The organism is Acinetobacter sp. ANC 3813 (genome assembly GCF_002135435.1).
GTDB lineage: Bacteria > Pseudomonadota > Gammaproteobacteria > Pseudomonadales > Moraxellaceae > Acinetobacter.
The window spans coordinates 305,695-322,834 of the sequence record NZ_NEGK01000001.1 but is presented as its reverse complement, the minus strand read 5'-3'; the positions used below and the strand labels follow the sequence as shown (position 1 = coordinate 322,834).

At 42.8% G+C, this 17,140-nt stretch carries 15 protein-coding genes; 11 read left to right on the top strand and 4 right to left on the bottom strand.

The features are described from left to right. Positions 1–83: 83 nt before the first annotated feature. Complete coding sequence (locus B9T34_RS01595) at positions 84–2,135, bottom strand: site-specific recombinase (RefSeq protein ID WP_086211405.1); 2,052 nt, start codon at positions 2,133–2,135, stop codon at positions 84–86. A 23-nt stretch (positions 2,136–2,158) separates the two neighbouring features. Further along, the gene (sdsA, locus tag B9T34_RS01590) at positions 2,159–3,136 is read right to left on the bottom strand and encodes an All-trans-nonaprenyl-diphosphate synthase (RefSeq protein WP_086211404.1); all 978 of its coding nucleotides are present in this window, start codon (positions 3,134–3,136) and stop codon (positions 2,159–2,161) included. Between the two features lie 447 nt (positions 3,137–3,583). Here sdsA and rplU point away from each other — a divergent pair, with 447 nt between their 5' ends. From rplU to B9T34_RS01540, 10 genes are all read left to right on the top strand, one after another. Beyond that, a complete protein-coding gene (gene rplU, locus B9T34_RS01585; protein WP_004280640.1) occupies positions 3,584–3,895 on the top strand; it encodes a 50S ribosomal protein L21 in 312 nt (103 codons plus the stop codon). 19 nt (positions 3,896–3,914) lie between these two features. Beyond that, positions 3,915–4,169 (top strand): 50S ribosomal protein L27, encoded by a 255-nt coding sequence (gene rpmA / locus B9T34_RS01580; protein ID WP_005097774.1) that lies wholly within the window; start codon positions 3,915–3,917, stop codon positions 4,167–4,169. A gap of 226 nt (positions 4,170–4,395) precedes the next feature. Beyond that, positions 4,396–5,238: a YadA-like family protein gene (locus B9T34_RS01575; RefSeq protein WP_228147387.1), complete on the top strand. Its 843-nt coding sequence runs from the start codon at positions 4,396–4,398 to the stop codon at positions 5,236–5,238. Between the two features lie 208 nt (positions 5,239–5,446). Beyond that, the gene (gene lolA, locus B9T34_RS01570) at positions 5,447–6,142 is read left to right on the top strand and encodes an outer membrane lipoprotein chaperone LolA (protein ID WP_086211403.1); all 696 of its coding nucleotides are present in this window, start codon (positions 5,447–5,449) and stop codon (positions 6,140–6,142) included. A 187-nt stretch (positions 6,143–6,329) separates the two neighbouring features. Beyond that, on the top strand, positions 6,330–7,124 hold the full coding sequence (locus B9T34_RS01565; RefSeq protein ID WP_086211402.1) for an RsiV family protein: 795 nt from the start codon (positions 6,330–6,332) through the stop codon (positions 7,122–7,124). A gap of 119 nt (positions 7,125–7,243) precedes the next feature. Beyond that, the gene (gene serS / locus B9T34_RS01560) at positions 7,244–8,515 is read left to right on the top strand and encodes a serine--tRNA ligase (protein ID WP_086211401.1); all 1,272 of its coding nucleotides are present in this window, start codon (positions 7,244–7,246) and stop codon (positions 8,513–8,515) included. 75 nt (positions 8,516–8,590) lie between these two features. Next, positions 8,591–9,973, top strand: coding sequence for a siroheme synthase CysG (gene cysG / locus B9T34_RS01555; protein ID WP_086211400.1), 1,383 nt, complete (start codon positions 8,591–8,593; stop codon positions 9,971–9,973). 216 nt (positions 9,974–10,189) lie between these two features. Continuing rightward, positions 10,190–10,669, top strand: a complete 480-nt coding sequence (locus B9T34_RS01550; RefSeq protein WP_086211399.1) for a tRNA (cytidine(34)-2'-O)-methyltransferase — start codon at positions 10,190–10,192, stop codon at positions 10,667–10,669. 502 nt (positions 10,670–11,171) lie between these two features. After that, complete coding sequence (locus B9T34_RS01545; RefSeq protein WP_086211398.1) at positions 11,172–12,506, top strand: solute carrier family 23 protein; 1,335 nt, start codon at positions 11,172–11,174, stop codon at positions 12,504–12,506. 137 nt (positions 12,507–12,643) lie between these two features. Next, positions 12,644–13,621, top strand: a complete 978-nt coding sequence (locus B9T34_RS01540; RefSeq protein ID WP_086211397.1) for an isopenicillin N synthase family dioxygenase — start codon at positions 12,644–12,646, stop codon at positions 13,619–13,621. Positions 13,622–13,695: 74 nt separating this feature from the next. On the opposite strand, the gene B9T34_RS01535 is transcribed toward B9T34_RS01540, so the two are convergent. Next, positions 13,696–14,775, bottom strand: coding sequence for a TIM barrel protein (locus tag B9T34_RS01535; protein ID WP_086211396.1), 1,080 nt, complete (start codon positions 14,773–14,775; stop codon positions 13,696–13,698). A 249-nt stretch (positions 14,776–15,024) separates the two neighbouring features. Here B9T34_RS01535 and B9T34_RS01530 point away from each other — a divergent pair, with 249 nt between their 5' ends. Continuing rightward, positions 15,025–15,465, top strand: coding sequence for a hypothetical protein (locus B9T34_RS01530; RefSeq protein WP_228147386.1), 441 nt, complete (start codon positions 15,025–15,027; stop codon positions 15,463–15,465). Between the two features lie 85 nt (positions 15,466–15,550). Here B9T34_RS01530 and B9T34_RS01525 read toward each other — a convergent pair whose 3' ends face one another. Then, positions 15,551–17,086, bottom strand: a complete 1,536-nt coding sequence (locus B9T34_RS01525; protein WP_086211395.1) for a PT dipeptide repeat lipoprotein — start codon at positions 17,084–17,086, stop codon at positions 15,551–15,553. Positions 17,087–17,140: the final 54 nt, after the last annotated feature.

The following is a 17,140-nucleotide window of genomic DNA, read 5'->3' as shown; positions in this document are numbered from 1 at the left end:
CACTTTATTTCAAGTGTGCGTAAATTATGCTAATTTCTTTTTCGAGATTTTTTAACATTTGATAATATAAATTAACAAATTCTTTAATGCCCTGTTTTGTGCGTATGGGATGTGTCTTGAATTTCCAGCGGCTGTTTAGGCGGCCAAAAAAAGTCGCTAGGGCGTGTTAAAAAATGTGTCAGCACTAATTTTGCTAAAGGCTTCCATTGTTCAAAACGCACGCGGCGCGCACGTAAGGCAACAATAATGGTGAGTGTGAAGCTGACAAACAAGTTGGTTAAGCCGATACAGAGCACACCCAAGAACGATACAATAATCAGGCCAATTTCTGCACCGCCATTGATGCACATTAAGCCCTGAATAAAGTTGGCTGAAGCGAAAGCAATGTGGCGGATATCCAGCGGCAAGCCCAGTATGTAGCCCAGTGTTCCCATGCTGCCCAGCATGATGCCAAATAAGAAGTTACCTGCTAAAGCGCCTAAATTGCGTTCGATATAGGATGCAAATTTATTTAAGCGCTCCTGTCCAAGCCAATGCTTTAAAGAGGGATGCGCTTGCAGCCGCGGGCCGATTTTCCGGTAAATGGCCATGTTGTCAAAATAGCCGGCTAAAAGACCAGATAAAAATAGACACACACCCGCAATGGCTGCATGGGGAATCGCCAGTGAAGTAAACGGGTCTAGACTGTGCAGCAGATGCGTTGCCTTAGCATGCGTAAGTAATGGTTCATCCAATGCAGCTTGCCAAAAGTAGGTAATTAGAGCTGCTGTTGGGATCGCAATTGAAATATTGCCTAAAATGGCAATGAACTGCGTGCGGATAATATTAATAATCAGCGCAGCTAATTCGGCGATCTGCGCATTTTTTGAGCCCTTTCGATGCTGTACCGTCGAGGCAAGCGCTGCCGCGGTCATCGCGGGCTGCTTGGTGGCAACGGTAAAATGCAGCACATGAATCAGCATGAAACCCAGCGAGTAGTTCATGCTGTACATGAACGCCTGCATCAGCGGCGCCAGCGCTAATCGGGAGGCCAATATCTTTAATGTTGCCATGGTGGCAATAATCGCGCCTGCGCCTGCAGCGGCTTTATACATGTCGATAAAGCCTTTTTTGTCACTGCTCACATAGTGTTCACCAGTCTTGCTGGCATTTTCTGTAACTTGCAGCGCAATCAGTTCACTATTGGTGGCCAGCAGGGAGCGAACACTGCGCTCGCTGTAGAGCGCATCAGTCACATCAACCAGCAGTGTCCCAATGGAGCTGTAGCGGATGTCATCTTCTTCCACAATTAAATTGAGCAGAATTTCAATGCGGTCTAAACACTGCTCCAGCAAAGACAGCAGGTAGGTCAAGCTGACACTCACGCCGCTACGCTTCGTTGCCCTGCGGATTTTTAAAACCACTTCACGGCATTGATCCAGCATCACCAATGCTTGTGAGGCATCGGGCGGAATGACGGCTGTCATCTTTTCTGCATTTTGATGCAACTGCTTATAATGCTGAATGAAATCATTAATCTCGCGGTTTTGCACCAAAAAAGGCGATTCATATTCGGTCAGTTCTGGCCGCGCATTAATAAACTCTGGATACAGTCCAATGCCGCTGACCCGATAAGACAGCACGGTAATGGCTTTAATCAGCTCTTGGCGGATCTGCTTTTTTTCATCTTGGTTGCGATGACCCTGATTAAATAGGCGGAAAAGTTTTTGCCATTCTTCCGTGTCAATTTCATCCAGCCAATATTTGTCGCTGCGCTGATGAAAAACTTGGCGCAGTAAATCCTGCAGCTGGCTTTCGTCATTGATTAAAGGTAAAAAATGCGAGCCAAGACGCTGAAAAAACTGATTTAAAAATCCATCGAGCGAAAGAATGCCGGTATCAGCATATAAGCTGGTTTGTTTGTAATGGCTAATCAGCTGTAAAACAAAACTTTGCAGGGTAGAGGCCGCATCAGGCGTGATTAAGAGCGAAGTATAAAAGGCTTGGAATTTCTGATGAATTTCTTCTGTGTTTTGGGTGTCTGCTGGGCGTATGCGGCCAATCAGCTCAATCAATAAGTTTTGATCCAGCACCGCTTGAGGCGTATCAAGCTGGTGCTGCATTTGTAAAAATAAATCATTAAATTTTATATGCATAAGCAAGCGGGTATTCGGATATTTTATTGAATTCGATGTAAGGCAAGCTTGGCCAGATTAATCAGTGCCTGACGGTATTCTGAATCTGGCAGAGCTGAAAGCGCAGCAATGGCTGCATCTGTTTCTTCAGTTGCGCGCTGGCTGCAGTAATCTAAAGCGCCAGAGCTCTGCACAATTGCAATGACACGCTCTAAATCGGCTGTACCGCCTGTGGCAATACTGCGGCGAATGATGTCGTGTTCTTCACCAGTGGTATTCTTTAAAGCAGAGATTAACGGCAAAGTCGGTTTGCCTTCCATTAAATCATCGCCAATATTTTTACCTAATGTTTCAGCATCAGAGGTATAGTCTAAAATATCATCAATGATTTGAAAGGCATTGCCAAAGTGTCCGGCAAATTGGCGCAACGGTTCACGGTACGCTGCTTTATCCGACAGAATTGCAGCGCCTTCTGTCGCAAGTTCAAACAGGCGGGACGTCTTGCCGTGAATAATATCTAAATAGGTTTGTTCTGAAGTTTCAGGCTGATGCTGCGCTTGCAGCTGCAGGACTTCACCTTCAGCAATTTCACAGGTGCCCGTAGAAAAATCTTTGAGCAGCACCATGTTGTCTAAGTCGACCAATAGATCGAAAGCGCGTGAAATCAGGAAATCACCGACCAGCACTGCAGTTTGGTTATTCCATGTGGCATTGGCCGTAGGACGGCCGCGGCGCAGGCCTGACTCATCTACTACATCGTCATGCACCAGTGTAGCTGTATGCAGCATTTCAATAATCGCCGCCAGTTTGCGGTGCTTTTCTAAATCTTCTGCACCGCAGGCTTTCGCCGCCAAAAGGCACATGATTGGGCGCATGCGTTTACCGCCAGCTTCGACCACATGTTTGCTGACGGCCATGACCAGCGCAACTTTTGAGGTGATTCCTTCATTAATAAATGTGTCCATCGCGGTAAAGTCCGCAGCAACAGGAGCGAGAATGTCTTGCTTGAAGTCGATGGCCATGTGAAGAAAAACCTCAATAATTTTGAATTGCTGCTGTAGTTTAGCAATTTCGTATAATAATTACAGATAGGAAGCTAAGCGTTTGATTTAAAATTAAGTGAAAACCTTAAATTTTTTCTCAGTTCCTATCAGCGGATTAAGATCTGCAATGCATTGTAAATCTGGCAGGCAAGGCGTCTTTTTTATTAAGTCTATACTAGCGGATTGATTTTAAAAACCTATTTGAATTTTTAGAAGAGGTTTTATGCGCTGGCGCTAATGTACAGGCTATTAAAAAAAAATGTTTATAAAATAATCGTTGTTTCTCGATAATTTTTTGTGCAAATGGCTTGTTGTTTGTGGGTATATGGCTTAAAATCCTTGCCCTTGTAAACCCCAGTGGCGTTCGTCTTAAGATCGGTATCTTCCTTTATCGGCACGACGACACGGGCAAGTTTGGAGTACTTTATGTACGCAGTTATCCAAAGCGGTGGTAAACAACACCGTGTGGTTGAGGGTGAAACCCTTAAAGTAGAATTATTGAAAGCTGAAACTGGCGCTACAATTACGTTTGATGACGTATTGATGCTTGTTAACGGTGAAAGCATTCAAATCGGTGCTCCAGTTGTTGCTGGCGCTACTGTTACTGCTGAAGTAGTTAGCCATGGTCGTCACGACAAAATCCGCATCATCAAAATGCGTCGTCGTAAGCACTATCGTAAACAACAAGGTCACCGTCAATGGTTCACTGAGTTGAAAATTACAGCTATTTCAGGCTAATTACGAGGAGTAAATAGACATGGCAACTAAAAAAGCCGGTGGTTCGACTAAAAACGGTCGTGACTCGAATCCTAAAATGTTAGGTGTTAAAATGTACGGCGGTCAATCTGTGACTGCTGGTAACATTATCGTTCGTCAACGTGGTACTGAGTTCCATGCTGGTCAAAACGTAGGTATGGGCCGTGACCATACTTTGTTCGCGACTGCTGACGGCGTGATCAAATTCGAAGTGAAAGGCCAATTCGGTCGTCGCTACGTATCTGTTGAAGCGTAAGCTTAAATAGAAAAAAGCCCGCAAATTTTGCGGGTTTTTTTATGCCAACATCATCATTGAAAATAGAAAATTCTAAGAAAATTAGTTAAATAATCATTATAAAAATAAACAATAATATTGAAATAAATCTTAATAATTAAATCTTAAATATGTAATTAAATGTGATTTAAGTCACATTTTAATAGGTGTTTAATAAGAATACATAAAATAAAAAAGGAAAATGGACATGGATAAAGCATTAGAAAAAATATTCATTCACGCCAGCTCCGCAAGTCAGAGGCTTAAACACAGTGTCTTGAATATTCCTGAAAATAAAAAATCGCTGTACTGCATCAATCATAGCTTGAAGAGCGCCGCATCTAGATCAAAAATGCTGCAGGCTATTCCAAAGCTGATCACAGTCAGTACATTATTTGCATTAAGCAGTTTGGCGTGGTCTGGCAACAGTCACGATTCGGAACAGGGTGGAGGCGGTTGTCAAATAGGATGTAATTCAGGTGGGGGTATGCATGGGCATGGCAATGGTCATGGAAGTCACGGCAATGGCCATGGCGGCGTGCAAGGCCCAATAGGCCCTCAAGGTCCGATAGGTCCTCAAGGTGAAACTGGCGCTGCTGGAGAAAAAGGTGATACCGGTGCTGATGGTGTGAATGGTTTAAGCGCCTATGAAGTTGCATTGGGTAATGGCTTTGACGGTACAGAGTCAGAGTGGCTGCTCAGTTTGAAAGGCATGGATGGGCAAAGTTTTTCTGGCGAAGAATACTTAAATGAGTCAAAAAACTATACAGACAGCCGGATAAATGATCTGAATAGGCGGTTTGACAACTTTAAGGGCAGTGTTTATGCGGCTGTTGCTTCCAGCATAGCTATTGCTTCATTGCCGCAGCCGACTGATGCAGGGTACAGTATGCTGAGTATTGGCGCAGGTACCTGGAAAAGTGAACAGGGTTTTGCCATTGGTTTTAGCGGAGTAACCCAAAACAATAAATATGTCTACAAAATGGCTGCATCAGGCAATACTGAAGGTGATTTTGGCGCTGGCGCCTCAGTTGGGGTGCAATGGAAATGATGCCAGTGAATTACAGTAACTAAAAGCCCCCGCATATTTTGGGGGCTTTTTTATTTGTGCAGCAATTCTCCATCATGATGGACAAAAAACGGTATTTTGCATTAATAACAATACAAAACTTATTGTTTTCGCTCATATTAGTCCTAAAAATTGGTTTAAGATGGGGCATTGAATAAATTGCAATGTTGCAAATATAAAAGGTGAATTTATGAAAATGCTTCGTAAAACCATATGTGCCATGGCATTAGGTGCGGCGACATTAGCACCTGTGATGATGAGTACAACAGTTTTGGCTGCAACTGCAGCATCGGAGCAGCAAGCTGCAGCCAGCTTGGTGAACCAGCTCAACGGTGTAAAAAGCTTTACAGCGAATTTTGAGCAAACAACAAAAGTGAGCAGCGGCAAAGCGCCACAGAAAAAAGGCTTATCTGCACAGCATATGAATCAGACCTTTAAAGGTGTGATGAAAGTTGAACGTCCGGGTAAATTCTTCTGGGAAACCACCAGTCCGGCAAAACAAACCATTGTCACTTCGGGTAAAACGGTGTGGATTTATGACCCTGACCTGCAGCAGGCTGTACGTCAGAATTTAGATGAGCAGGTAGCCAATACGCCAGCGCTGCTGCTGTCGGGCAATACCAGCCAAATCATGCAGACTTACCGTGTAACCCAGCCGAATAAAACTAAAACGTATTACACGCTGTATCCAAAAGATAAAGATGGAGCATTTCAAAGCTTGACTATCAGCTTTGGCGCCAATAAAGCGCCGACTTTGATGATTTTGGCGGACTCACTGGGTCAAACGACTTATGTGCGTTTCAATAATATGAAAGTTAATGCTTCAATTCCTGCATCAACTTTCAATTTTACTCCGCCTAAAGGCACGGATATTATTGATCAATAAGGAATGCAGAATTTCGCCCTGAAGCAGGGATGAAAATTTAAAAGAGCAGGCTGGTCCTGCTCTTTTTTTAGGCGGATGCAGCCAGATCTAAACGATGGATACATTTCGTAATTTTATCAGCTGTATAGAGTGCGTATAGTGTAGTCAGATAACGGTTTTTTGCAGTATGGGTAATAGGGATTTGACAATGAATACAATTCATAAGAGCGTTTTAACAGCTTCTATGACAGCAATATTTTCACTGAGTGTGCTGACGGCATGCCATCCGCGAAATGAACCTGTAAATGATCAAGACCCCAAAATCCAAGCTGCTGAAGTCAAGGCAGAAAGTATTCCGCTGATTGAATCGAAAGCGGTTGCAATGACGCTGCCGAAACCGGAAGCATGCGATGCGGAAGGCTGTACACGCTATTCCATTCAAACTGTAGAAACCAATGTGGATTGGATTAATCAGTATTTTGCAGACCGCATCAAAAAAGCGGATCCCATTGCATTTTCTACTGAGCCGAATGAAAAGCTGAATTTGTCTGAAGGTTCAGATGCTGGCTTGAGTCAAAGCACCACGTCTGTCCGTTTTATCAGCCAATGGGGCAATATTGCGACCTTTGCGCTAGAAAGCTATACCTACACTGCAGGTGCTGCGCATGGCATGTATCATGTCGAATACGTCAATTTTGACTTAACAGCCAAAAAACGCTTGGCGCTGCAGGATATTTTAGTCAAAGATGCGGATCGTAAAGTGCTAAGCGCCTTATATGAAGCCAATACGATGTGGCTGGATGAGCACAATATTGAACGCAGCAAGCTTCAGCTCAGTGATAATTTTTATTACGGCGCAAATGGCATTGTATTTGTTTACCCGCTGTATGAGCTGGCCAGTTATGCGGAGGGCATGACGGAGCTGAAACTGCCTTACCCTTTGGTGAAAGCTTTGTTTAAGCCTGAATATTTGCCCAATTTGCCGAGTTATGAAAATCAGTAATTTGCAGAAATCTTGTATTTTATTGTTCTAATAAGCCCCAGCTGTAAGCTCGATTACTGTATTTTTTACTGTTAAGAGCTTACACTATAGCCAGTTTTTTTCTTTGCAAATAATTGGCTATGATCGACCCGAAATTACTCAGAAATAATATTGAGGCTGTAAATTTAGCCTTAGCAAAACGCGGTGTTCAGCTGGACGCAGCAGAATGGTCTGCACTTGAAGCGCGCCGTAAAGAAATCCAATCTAAAACTGAAAACTTGCAGGCAGAACGCAATGCGGGCGCGAAGCAAGTCGGCCAAATTAAAAAATCAGGCGGCGACGCATCTGAAATCATGGCGCGCATGTCATCAATTGGTGACGAAATTAAAGCGGCCGAAGTTGCATTAACAGAACTGCAAGCTGAAATTGAAGCTAAATCTCTGTCTATTCCGAACATGCCGCATGAATCTGTGCCAGAAGGTAAAGATGAAAGCGACAACGTTGAAGTTCTGAAGTGGGGCACACCGCGCGAATTTGATTTTGAAATCAAAGACCATACCGATCTTGGCGAAATGATGGGCGGTTTGGAGTTTGAAACGGCAACTAAGCTTACAGGTACGCGCTTTAGTGTATTAAAAGGCCCATTAGCGCGTTTGCAGCGTGCAATTACGCAATTTATGCTGAACACACATACCGATGTGAACGGCTATACCGAAGCTTATGTTCCTTATCTTGTAAATGCAGATTCTTTACGCGGTACAGGCCAGTTGCCTAAATTTGAAGAAGATTTGTTCAAGCTTCAAGGCGAAAAAGAATTTTATCTTATTCCTACAGCTGAAGTGCCAGTGACGAACTTTGTCCGTGACGAAATTATTGATGCTGACCGCCTGCCTTTGAAATATGCTGCGCATACACCATGTTTCCGCAGTGAGGCAGGCTCTTATGGCCGTGATACACGCGGTTTAATCCGTCAGCACCAATTTGATAAAGTTGAAATGGTGCAAATTGTAAAACCTGAAGATTCTTTAAATGCATTGGAAGAATTGACGGGTCATGCCGAAGGCATTCTTCAAGCTTTAGGCTTGCCATACCGTAAAATTGTACTGTGCGGCGGTGATATGGGCTTTGGGGCAACCAAAACTTACGATTTAGAAGTTTGGGTGCCAAGCCAGAATACTTACCGTGAAATTTCATCTTGCTCAAGCATGGGTGACTTCCAAGCACGCCGCATGATGGCGCGTTACCGTGTAGATCAAAAGAAAACTGAATTGGTTCATACTTTAAATGGTTCTGGTTTAGCTGTGGGCCGCACACTGCTTGCAGTGATGGAAAACTATCAGCGTGCAGACGGTTCGATTGAAATTCCAGAAGTATTGCGTCCATACATGGGCGGTGCGACGTATATCGACTGATATTGCCGATGTTTAACAGAGTTTTGTGCACGATAATTGCTTAAGGCAATCAGAACAAAAATATTGAGGTTTTGTGTGGATATTTTTCCAATCTCGTTAAAGCTGCAACAGCAGCCTTGTCTGATTGTCGGCGGCGGTCATATTGCTTACCGCAAAGCGCTCTTGCTTGCGAAAGCAGGGGCTGCGGTTCATGTGCTTGCACCTGAAATCGACGCCAATCTATTGGAGATCGTTGAGCAAAGCGGCGGTGAATATCAACAAGCGGCGTACCGTGAAGGATTGCCTTTACGCAATTACCGCTTAGTGATCGCAGCCACAGATGATTCAGTGGTCAATCAAGCAGTCTTTGTAGCCTGTGAAAGCGACAACGTACTGGTCAATAGTGTGGATGATCCACCGCATTGCCGTTTTATGGTTCCTGCAATTATCGACCGTTCACCGTTGGTGGTGTCTATTGCAACCAATGGCGCATCGCCAGTACTTGCACGTCAAATTCGAACTCAGCTTGAAGCCAGCATTCCGCATGGTATGGGTAAACTTGCAGAGTTTTCTGGAAAATGGCGCGCAGCTGTAAAAGCAAAAATTGCGAACCCCGATGAACGCCGTATCTTTTGGGAAGACTTATATGCCAGCCCGCTGAAAGAGCAGGTGTTTAATGACAACGTTGCAGAAGCAGACCGTTTAATTGAACAGGCACTGATTGAATGGACTAAGCCTAAAGGTGAAGTGTATTTGGTCGGGGCAGGTCCAGGCGATCCAGAACTGCTGACGTTGAAAGCGTTGCGTCTGATGCAGCAGGCGGATGTAGTGATCTATGACCGTTTGGTTTCGCCAGCAATTATGGAGCTTTGCCGACGCGATGCTGAAAAAGTTTATGTGGGGAAAGCGCGTTCAAATCATGCTGTGCCGCAAGAAGGCATTAATGCTTTATTGGTTAAATACGCGCAGCAGGGTAAACGTGTTTGCCGTTTAAAAGGCGGGGATCCCTTTATTTTTGGCCGTGGCGGTGAAGAAATTCAGGAGCTGTTTGCTGCGGGTGTCGCTTTTCAAGTGGTGCCAGGTATTACTGCCGCTTCAGGCTGTTCAGCTTATGCGGGTATTCCTTTAACCCATCGTGATTATGCGCAAAGTGTGCGGTTTTTAACAGGTCATTTAAAGGAAGGTTCACCAGAATTGCCTTGGAATGAACTTGTTTATCAAAATCAGACACTTGTACTGTATATGGGCTTGGTTGGTTTAGAAAGCATTTGTGAAAAGCTGATTGAGCATGGACAGCGCCCAGATATGCCTGTGGCTTTAATTTCCAAGGGAACCACACCAGAGCAGAAAGTGGTGGTTGGCACTTTGGCCGATATTGCTTCTAAAGTATCTGAATACCAGATTCAAGCGCCTACACTGACGATTATTGGTGATGTGGTCAGCCTGCGTGATCAGCTTCAATGGCATGAGCGAGGGTAAACAACGCGAAGCGTTGCCCGAGCAAAGAGGATAAGCCGCGGTCTTGTTTTCGCTTAAGTAAAAAGGTAAGCATGATTGTGTTGCCCGAGCACAAGGCCAAAATTATCCAACGTAAAGATAAGTCGATATCTTGGCGTTGGAGCCATCAGCTTAGTCAGTACCAGAGTGTAAGGTGATGATCACCTTACTTCATTTTTTAAAGAGTAGAGAAATCCAGTGATCCATGTAGTTTTATACGAGCCAGAAATTCCAGCAAATACAGGGAATATCATTCGTTTGTGCGCCAATACAGGGGCGCAGCTGCATTTGGTCAAGCCATTAGGCTTTGAGCTGGATGACAAAAAATTACGCCGTGCCGGTTTGGATTATCATGAATGGGCGCACATGAAAGTATGGGAAAACTTTGAAGAGTGTTTGGCGCATTTGAAAGACAACGGTATTGATATGGATGCGATTTATCCATTAACCACAAAGGGCACGGAAACACCGCATACTTCAGATTTGAATCGTCCAGTAGCGCTTCTAATGGGGCCTGAAACTCGCGGTCTGCCAGAAGATGTACGCATGATGTTTCCGCAAAAGCACTGGATTCGCTTGCCGATGGCGCCAAATTCACGCAGTTTGAATTTATCGAATGCAACTGCTGTGATCTTGTATGAAGCGTGGCGTCAGCAAGATTTTAAAGAATTGGTTTAAGCTTAGCAGCGGTGAAGCAGCCATCTCAATTGAGGTGGCTTTTTTGTGTTTGTTGGTTGATATACAGCAGAGTGAAAGTTACTCAGTCAATATCAAGGGTAAGTCAGGAATTTTCTGTTCATTAAATCTGTAAATTTAATTATAAAAATACTGTAAATTTCGGATGGTTTAATTATGAAATTACTGGGCATTTTTTACTCATTGATCAAATAAAGTTCATGAATATTTAAATTGGTGCAAATTTATTCTTTGATTTATTCAGTATTTACAGCAATTAAGTAGTAAAAATAAAAAAATCTGCGAATAAGTCCTTAATTTGGATAATTTTTAATCATTGGTATATAAGTTGCATAATCCTGACCAGCTGTGTTGGTTATTGAATTAATACAAGCACGAGCATTTAATTCACGCTGTTTAAGCACATGCGTGCAGGTCTACTGATGTTTATTCAGTTAGCAGAATAGGCATCAGTCACATAGCCGAAGGGTTTGGGGAATATGTGATGAAAGAAAACTGGTTTATAAATTTTACACCGTTTAAAGGTGATATTGAAACAACACCTGTGGCAATGAATGAGTACTTGCCAGCAGGCCAATCTGTCATTTTAGGTTTGCAGCATACCTTTGCCATGTTTGGCGCCACTGTCTTAGCTCCGCTATTAATGGGCTTTGATCCCAGCCTGACCATTTTGCTTTCAGGTATAGGAACGATTCTATTTTTCTTAATTACCGGCGGACGAGTGCCAAGCTATTTGGGCGGCAGCTTTGCTTTTATTGGCGCAGTCATTGCAGTTACAGGATATAGCGGCTCAGGACTTAACCCCAATATTGGCATTGCCTTAGGGGCAATTATTGTTTGTGGACTTTTCTATGCACTGATGGGCTTAGTGGTGATGAAAACTGGCTCAAAATGGATGGAAAATCTGCTGCCGCCTGTTGTTGCTGGCGCGATTATTATGATTGTAGGGCTAAATCTTGCGCCTGGCGCAATTAAAGCGGTAGCTGGCAATGCTTTTGATACATGGATGGCGTTACTAACTGCAATGTGTATAGGCGGTGTTGCGGTATTTACCAAAGGCATGCTGCGCCGCTTGCTGCTGCTGGTGGGGATTATTATTGCGTATTTGGCTTATTTTGTTTTGGCTAACGTACTAGGTTTGGGCAAGCCAATTGATTTTGCACCAGTGGCCAATGCGGCTTGGTTTGGTTTGCCTACATTTCATCAGCCAGAATTTCAGCTCAATGCAATTTTACTGATTTTGCCTATTGCCTTCATTTTAATTGCAGAAAATCTTGCACACTTTAAAGTCGTCAGTGAAATGACAGGTAAAAATATTACGCCATATATGGGCCGCGCTTTCCTTGCGGATGGTCTCTGTACATCCATGTCTGGCGCTGCTGGCGGTACGGGCTTGACCACTTATGCAGAAAATATTGGCGTCATGGCGGCAACACGGATTTATTCTACGGTTGTTTTTGTGATCGCAGGGCTTGCGGCTATTTTACTGGGATTGTCGCCTAAGTTTGGTGCAGTGATCAGTACACTGCCTGCTGCTATTTTGACGGGCACATCCATGATTGTATTTGGTTTGATTGTGATTGCCGGTGCTAAAATCTGGATTGAAAACAAAGTCGATTTTACCCAAAACGGCAATATTATTGTCGCTTCAGTAACTGTGATTATGGGCGCAGGAAATTATTCGATTTATATTGGCAGTTTAGATCTGGGCGGGATTACCACAGCAACATTTGCAGGGATTCTTTTGAACCTTGTATTTAACCGTAAGAAAAAGCAAAAGGAAGCTGTCACAGAAAATATGCTGGCTGAAAAAAGTTAATGTTTAAAAGTGATTTAATTGAGTATTAAGTCGCTTTTTATTTTCTGTTTTTAAAATATTTAAATGGCATATGAATTGCTTTAATTCAAATGCGCTGAATTGAAACTTTGCTGAATTATATTTTAGGTTGAAATGGTATGAGTATCCCAGTTATTGATTTAAAAGATGTAGATGTAAATAATCCAGAATGCGAAGCTACACAAAAAGTGGTGGCAGAACTGCGTAAAGCGGCAATGCATTCGGGTTTCTTTTATGTGAAAAATCACAGTGTTCCATTACAAATGATTGCGCGCCAGTTTGCGCTTTCTAAAGATCTCTTGGCGCTCTCTGATGAAGTAAAGCAGAAGTATGATGTAAAGAACTTCTTTGGCTTTCGCGGTTTTGACAAGCTGAACGGCCAGCAGTTAGACCCTTATGGTAAGCCAGATCATAAGGAAGGATTTTATTGCGGTAAAAATTATCCGCAAGATCATCGATTTGCAATTGCCAAATATCAAAACTATGGGCCGAATCAATGGCCTGAAGAGTTGCCAGAATGCGAAGAAATTTGCCAAGAGTATATAGAGGCGATGTATTCGCTGGCAGATTACCTGATGAAACTTTTGGCCTTAACTTTAAAATTGCCCGCAGACTATTTTGATGCATCAAGCCAAGATCCAATGGGGACTTTGCGCATGATCCGCTATCCGCCTACACCGGAAGATGAAGATGGCCTGACCTATGGCGTGGGGGCACATACCGATTGGGGTTCAGTGACAATTTTGGCGCAGGATCAAGTGGGCGGTCTGGAAGTGTGCATGCCGGATGGTACTTGGGTTGCCGCTCCGCCTATTGAAGGTACATTTGTGGTGAACTTGGGCGATATGATCCCGAAATGGACCAATGGCCTCTATCATTCCAACCCGCACCGGGTGAAAAATACTTTTTCTAAAGGACAGTACCGCTATTCAATTCCTTTCTTCTATGAGCCTGATTATCATGCCGTGATTACACCTGTGCTAGGAACGCTGCAAGAAGGCGAGCAGGCTAAATTTGAACCTTGTACCGTAGGCGAACATCTAGAGCAAATGTATAACCGTTCATATAACAAGGCTGCAGAAAATGCAGTCGCTTAATCCTTTCTATTGAGTTAATAAAAATAAAGCATTATGAAAATAATGCTTTATTTTTTTGCGCGGAATAAAAGTTTTTAGGCGCGGTATTGTTTCACAAAATCCTGCACGCTGAGTTTCTGTTTAGCTTCATAAATAGCGCTGCGTTCTGCGTACAGTTCACGGATATAAGCTGCTACATGGCAGCTGTCTTGGAACATGTTGTATTTCCAGCCTAAGCCATAGGACCATAAATTAATATTGTCTACGGTCATTATTTCAAGTTTGGATTCAGGATTGTACAGGTAGCTGTCTATAAGCTTTTTAATGACTTCTTTAGTGCAAGCTAATTTATGCGCATGCCAAACTTCCGTTGGCCATTCGCCTGCATTCGGCTGTGCAAAGGGGTACTGAATGCCGCGTCCCGGACGGTCTACACCAAAACCTTCCCATGGACTGCTTTCAGAAGCCCACATATTTAAAGGGCCATTGGGTACAGCAGGACGGATTTGCCCCCAATGCACAAGGTTGCTGTTGAGCCAGTCATCGGCATAACTGTCTGTATTAAAGGGATCTAATTTACGGATGGCATCTGGGCTGCCTTGAAAGGAAACATGGCATTCCACTGGGTTTTCAATTTTAAAAATACAATGGCTATAGTCCATAGCCAGTTGAAACGGTATGCCTTGCTTTTGGACTAACTCAGCAACCTGCATCACGCGGCGGTAGTCTTCAGACCAATTGTCGACATGATTTTCAAAGGTGATATTTACACCTTTTTTAAGTGCATATTCATAAAAATATAGGTAAGCCTTAGCGACTTGTTCATTGCTTAAATATGAACGGCTGATGTCTTTAGCGGCCATCATAATATTATGATATTTTGCGCCGACAGCAGCGCTTAAATCTATATTGGTTTTAAATTCAGTTTCATGATTACCCCAAACATAGCAACCATAACCTGAATAAATAGGAATGCCTGTTTTTTGACTGCCTTGGATATAATCATCAATGAAGTCTGCATGAAGCGGAATATGATCTATAAAATCCCAAAGCTCGGCTTTTTGCAATAATTCAAATTTTTCAGCAATAGAAGGTTCATTAAGTGATACTGGCTGTTCAAAACTAGATGCTTGAATACCCAAACCAGCACAGCCTAATGGAAACATCTTTTTCATTAAAATAAATCCTAGAAAATGTATAAATAAGGATTTATTTAAAGCAATAATAGTGCCTGATTATTTAAATCATCTTTTAAAAGATAATATGGAGTTAGATTATAAAAAATAGTGGGAAAACAATATAAATATATTTTATTAACAAAAATATTATGAAAGATAAATGTAATGTTTTTTTGTTAAAGCTTTGTATTGCAGGATGAATTGTGTATAACGAAATTTATTGAATAGGTGAAATTAAGGTTCAATTTGAAAACTTTAAAAAAATTAAAAAAGCTCCCTGCAATTTTAGCTTTTGTGACAGCAACGGGTTGCAGCGTATTTAGCTATGCAGATGATGCTGCGGCATCACCTGTACAGCCTTTGACGAAAGAAGAAATACAGAAGGGCATTACAGATTTACGTGAGCTGCAGAATCAGCGTATTGAAGCATGGGGAGCATCATTAAAGCCTGAAGATTTTGAGCGCAGCTGGTTTGGGCGCATTTTGAAAAAACAGAAACGGCAAGAAGTCTGCGGTATTTATCAAAGCATTGTAGATGAAACACTGAAATTGGCCGTGCAAAACCGCAGCCGTTTGCCAGAAGCGGACCAAAAACTACTGGACGACCGAAATGCATTTATACAGTCTTTGGGGTATCAGAATAATATCGTCGATACGCAAATGGGCTTTAATTGCCGCTTAAAGTAGGCTGAAAAAAGTTTGCCTCCGGCTTTATGCAAGCTGAAGGCAATGTTGGAAGATTGGCGCATCCGTACAAAAAAAACTGGATGATTTAGTCAATAAGCTGGAAGCTCACCAAATCAGTCTGCAGATGTTTAGGCTGGGTGGCATATATCAGCTGGCTATTGGTGAAAATCCAGCCTAATTGGCCTTGCTGATTTAAACGTTTCAGCAATACATCATTATAGGTCGATGTTCCAAATGCTGTTTCGCTGAAGACTTTAAACTCGCCTACATTGCTATTTTCGCTGTCTTTCATAAACAGCAAACCATTTTTTGTGGTCGAACTCATATCTAATGAACGGCTGACCATGCGGTAGCCTTCTTTAGCCTGTTCATCAATCATTGTTTGCAGGGCTATAGTGCGTTCTACACTGGTGCTGTTGGTTGGATAGTCTTTATAGCGGTAAGTATAGGTGCCGTTATGTGCACTGCTATTTACACAAGTTGCAATTTTAGGACTATTTTCCTTACCGCCTAGAACATCTGAGCGCAAACCGGTGAAGTAGCTTGAAAACCCAATGATTTTGCATCCTTGTGCACCGAGTGCATTGAGTGTATTTATGAGCAGGGTGGAATCGACTAATGGATAAACATAACCGCTGTCATAGGTATAAGTCGCAGTATCATTCTCTTTTTTAATGAAATAATCTTTGTAATTAAGTGCGGTGGACGGTCTAACACTATGCAGGTGCTGATAACCAGACTTGCCTTTTTCATTTAATTGATTGCGCCATGAGAAATAGTTATCAGCGAGAGATGCTGCATTACGGTCAGCAACGATATGGCTGAAACGTGCCGTATCATTGGCTAATTTCATATAGCTGTTTACATTGCTTTGATCATTCGTTTTGCTGTTATAGCCTATGATTTTATAGCCATTTTGACCCATTTCATTCAGCTGCGCTAAAAAATCAGTTGTGCTTATGGAATTTACAAAACTGGCAGTTTTAAATTCAGCTGTAGTCACTTTAGTTTTTGGTTTGAGGGCGGTAAAAAATCCAACGGTATTTTTGGTATAGCAGCGGCTATCTTTCAGCGGGTCTTTGATCAGGCCTCGCTCCATGATGATGTAATTCGGATTTGAAATGGTGCTGTTAATAATACAGAAGCTATTGTTATTTAAGAAAGTCAGTACACGATTGTTCGCAGTGTTGCCTCTTTCAGGTTGAAATTTAATTGCATGATATTGGAAATTGCTAAGAGTCGCTGCAGGTTGTATATCGCTAATGACCAAATCATGCAGTAATTGATAGCGTTTAGAAATTAGCTCTCCACTGCAGCTCTTTTCAGTACTATTGTGTGTGGCATATGCGGCTTCTTCATTCACAGCTTGGACTGAATTGTCGCTAGTTTTAATGATTGTAATTTGCGGAACATTACAATTGCTATTTCCAAGGCTTGAGTTGCCTTGAATCCATTCACCTGTGAATTTATCGGCTACTGTTGTTGGCGTTGGCGTTGGCGTTGGCGTTGGTGTCGGTGTCGGTGTCGGTTCCGATGGTGCGTCATCCGAGCTAGAGCCGCCGCAAGCTGTTAAGCCAATCAGTATAGAAAGGGCTAAACCGCTTTTAGTAAAAGTGTTCATGACATTTCCTCTATTTTTCAGTCATTTAAGCGTCAAATGAGGGCAGGGCATCTA

Excerpts from the sequence above, each read along its gene's own strand:
- rplU (WP_004280640.1), top strand. The coding sequence starts at position 3,584 with ATGTACGCAGTTATCCAAAGCGGTGGTAAACAACACCGTGTGGTTGAG.
- B9T34_RS01575 (WP_228147387.1), top strand. The coding sequence starts at position 4,396 with ATGGATAAAGCATTAGAAAAAATATTCATTCACGCCAGCTCCGCAAGT.
- B9T34_RS01545 (WP_086211398.1), top strand. The coding sequence starts at position 11,172 with ATGAAAGAAAACTGGTTTATAAATTTTACACCGTTTAAAGGTGATATT.
- B9T34_RS01540 (WP_086211397.1), top strand. The coding sequence starts at position 12,644 with ATGAGTATCCCAGTTATTGATTTAAAAGATGTAGATGTAAATAATCCA.
- sdsA (WP_086211404.1), bottom strand. The coding sequence starts at position 3,136 with ATGGCCATCGACTTCAAGCAAGACATTCTCGCTCCTGTTGCTGCGGAC.
- rpmA (WP_005097774.1), top strand. The coding sequence starts at position 3,915 with ATGGCAACTAAAAAAGCCGGTGGTTCGACTAAAAACGGTCGTGACTCG.
- B9T34_RS01535 (WP_086211396.1), bottom strand. The coding sequence starts at position 14,775 with ATGAAAAAGATGTTTCCATTAGGCTGTGCTGGTTTGGGTATTCAAGCA.
- serS (WP_086211401.1), top strand. The coding sequence starts at position 7,244 with ATGATCGACCCGAAATTACTCAGAAATAATATTGAGGCTGTAAATTTA.
- B9T34_RS01525 (WP_086211395.1), bottom strand. The coding sequence starts at position 17,086 with ATGAACACTTTTACTAAAAGCGGTTTAGCCCTTTCTATACTGATTGGC.
- lolA (WP_086211403.1), top strand. The coding sequence starts at position 5,447 with ATGAAAATGCTTCGTAAAACCATATGTGCCATGGCATTAGGTGCGGCG.
- B9T34_RS01565 (WP_086211402.1), top strand. The coding sequence starts at position 6,330 with ATGAATACAATTCATAAGAGCGTTTTAACAGCTTCTATGACAGCAATA.
- B9T34_RS01595 (WP_086211405.1), bottom strand. The coding sequence starts at position 2,135 with ATGCATATAAAATTTAATGATTTATTTTTACAAATGCAGCACCAGCTT.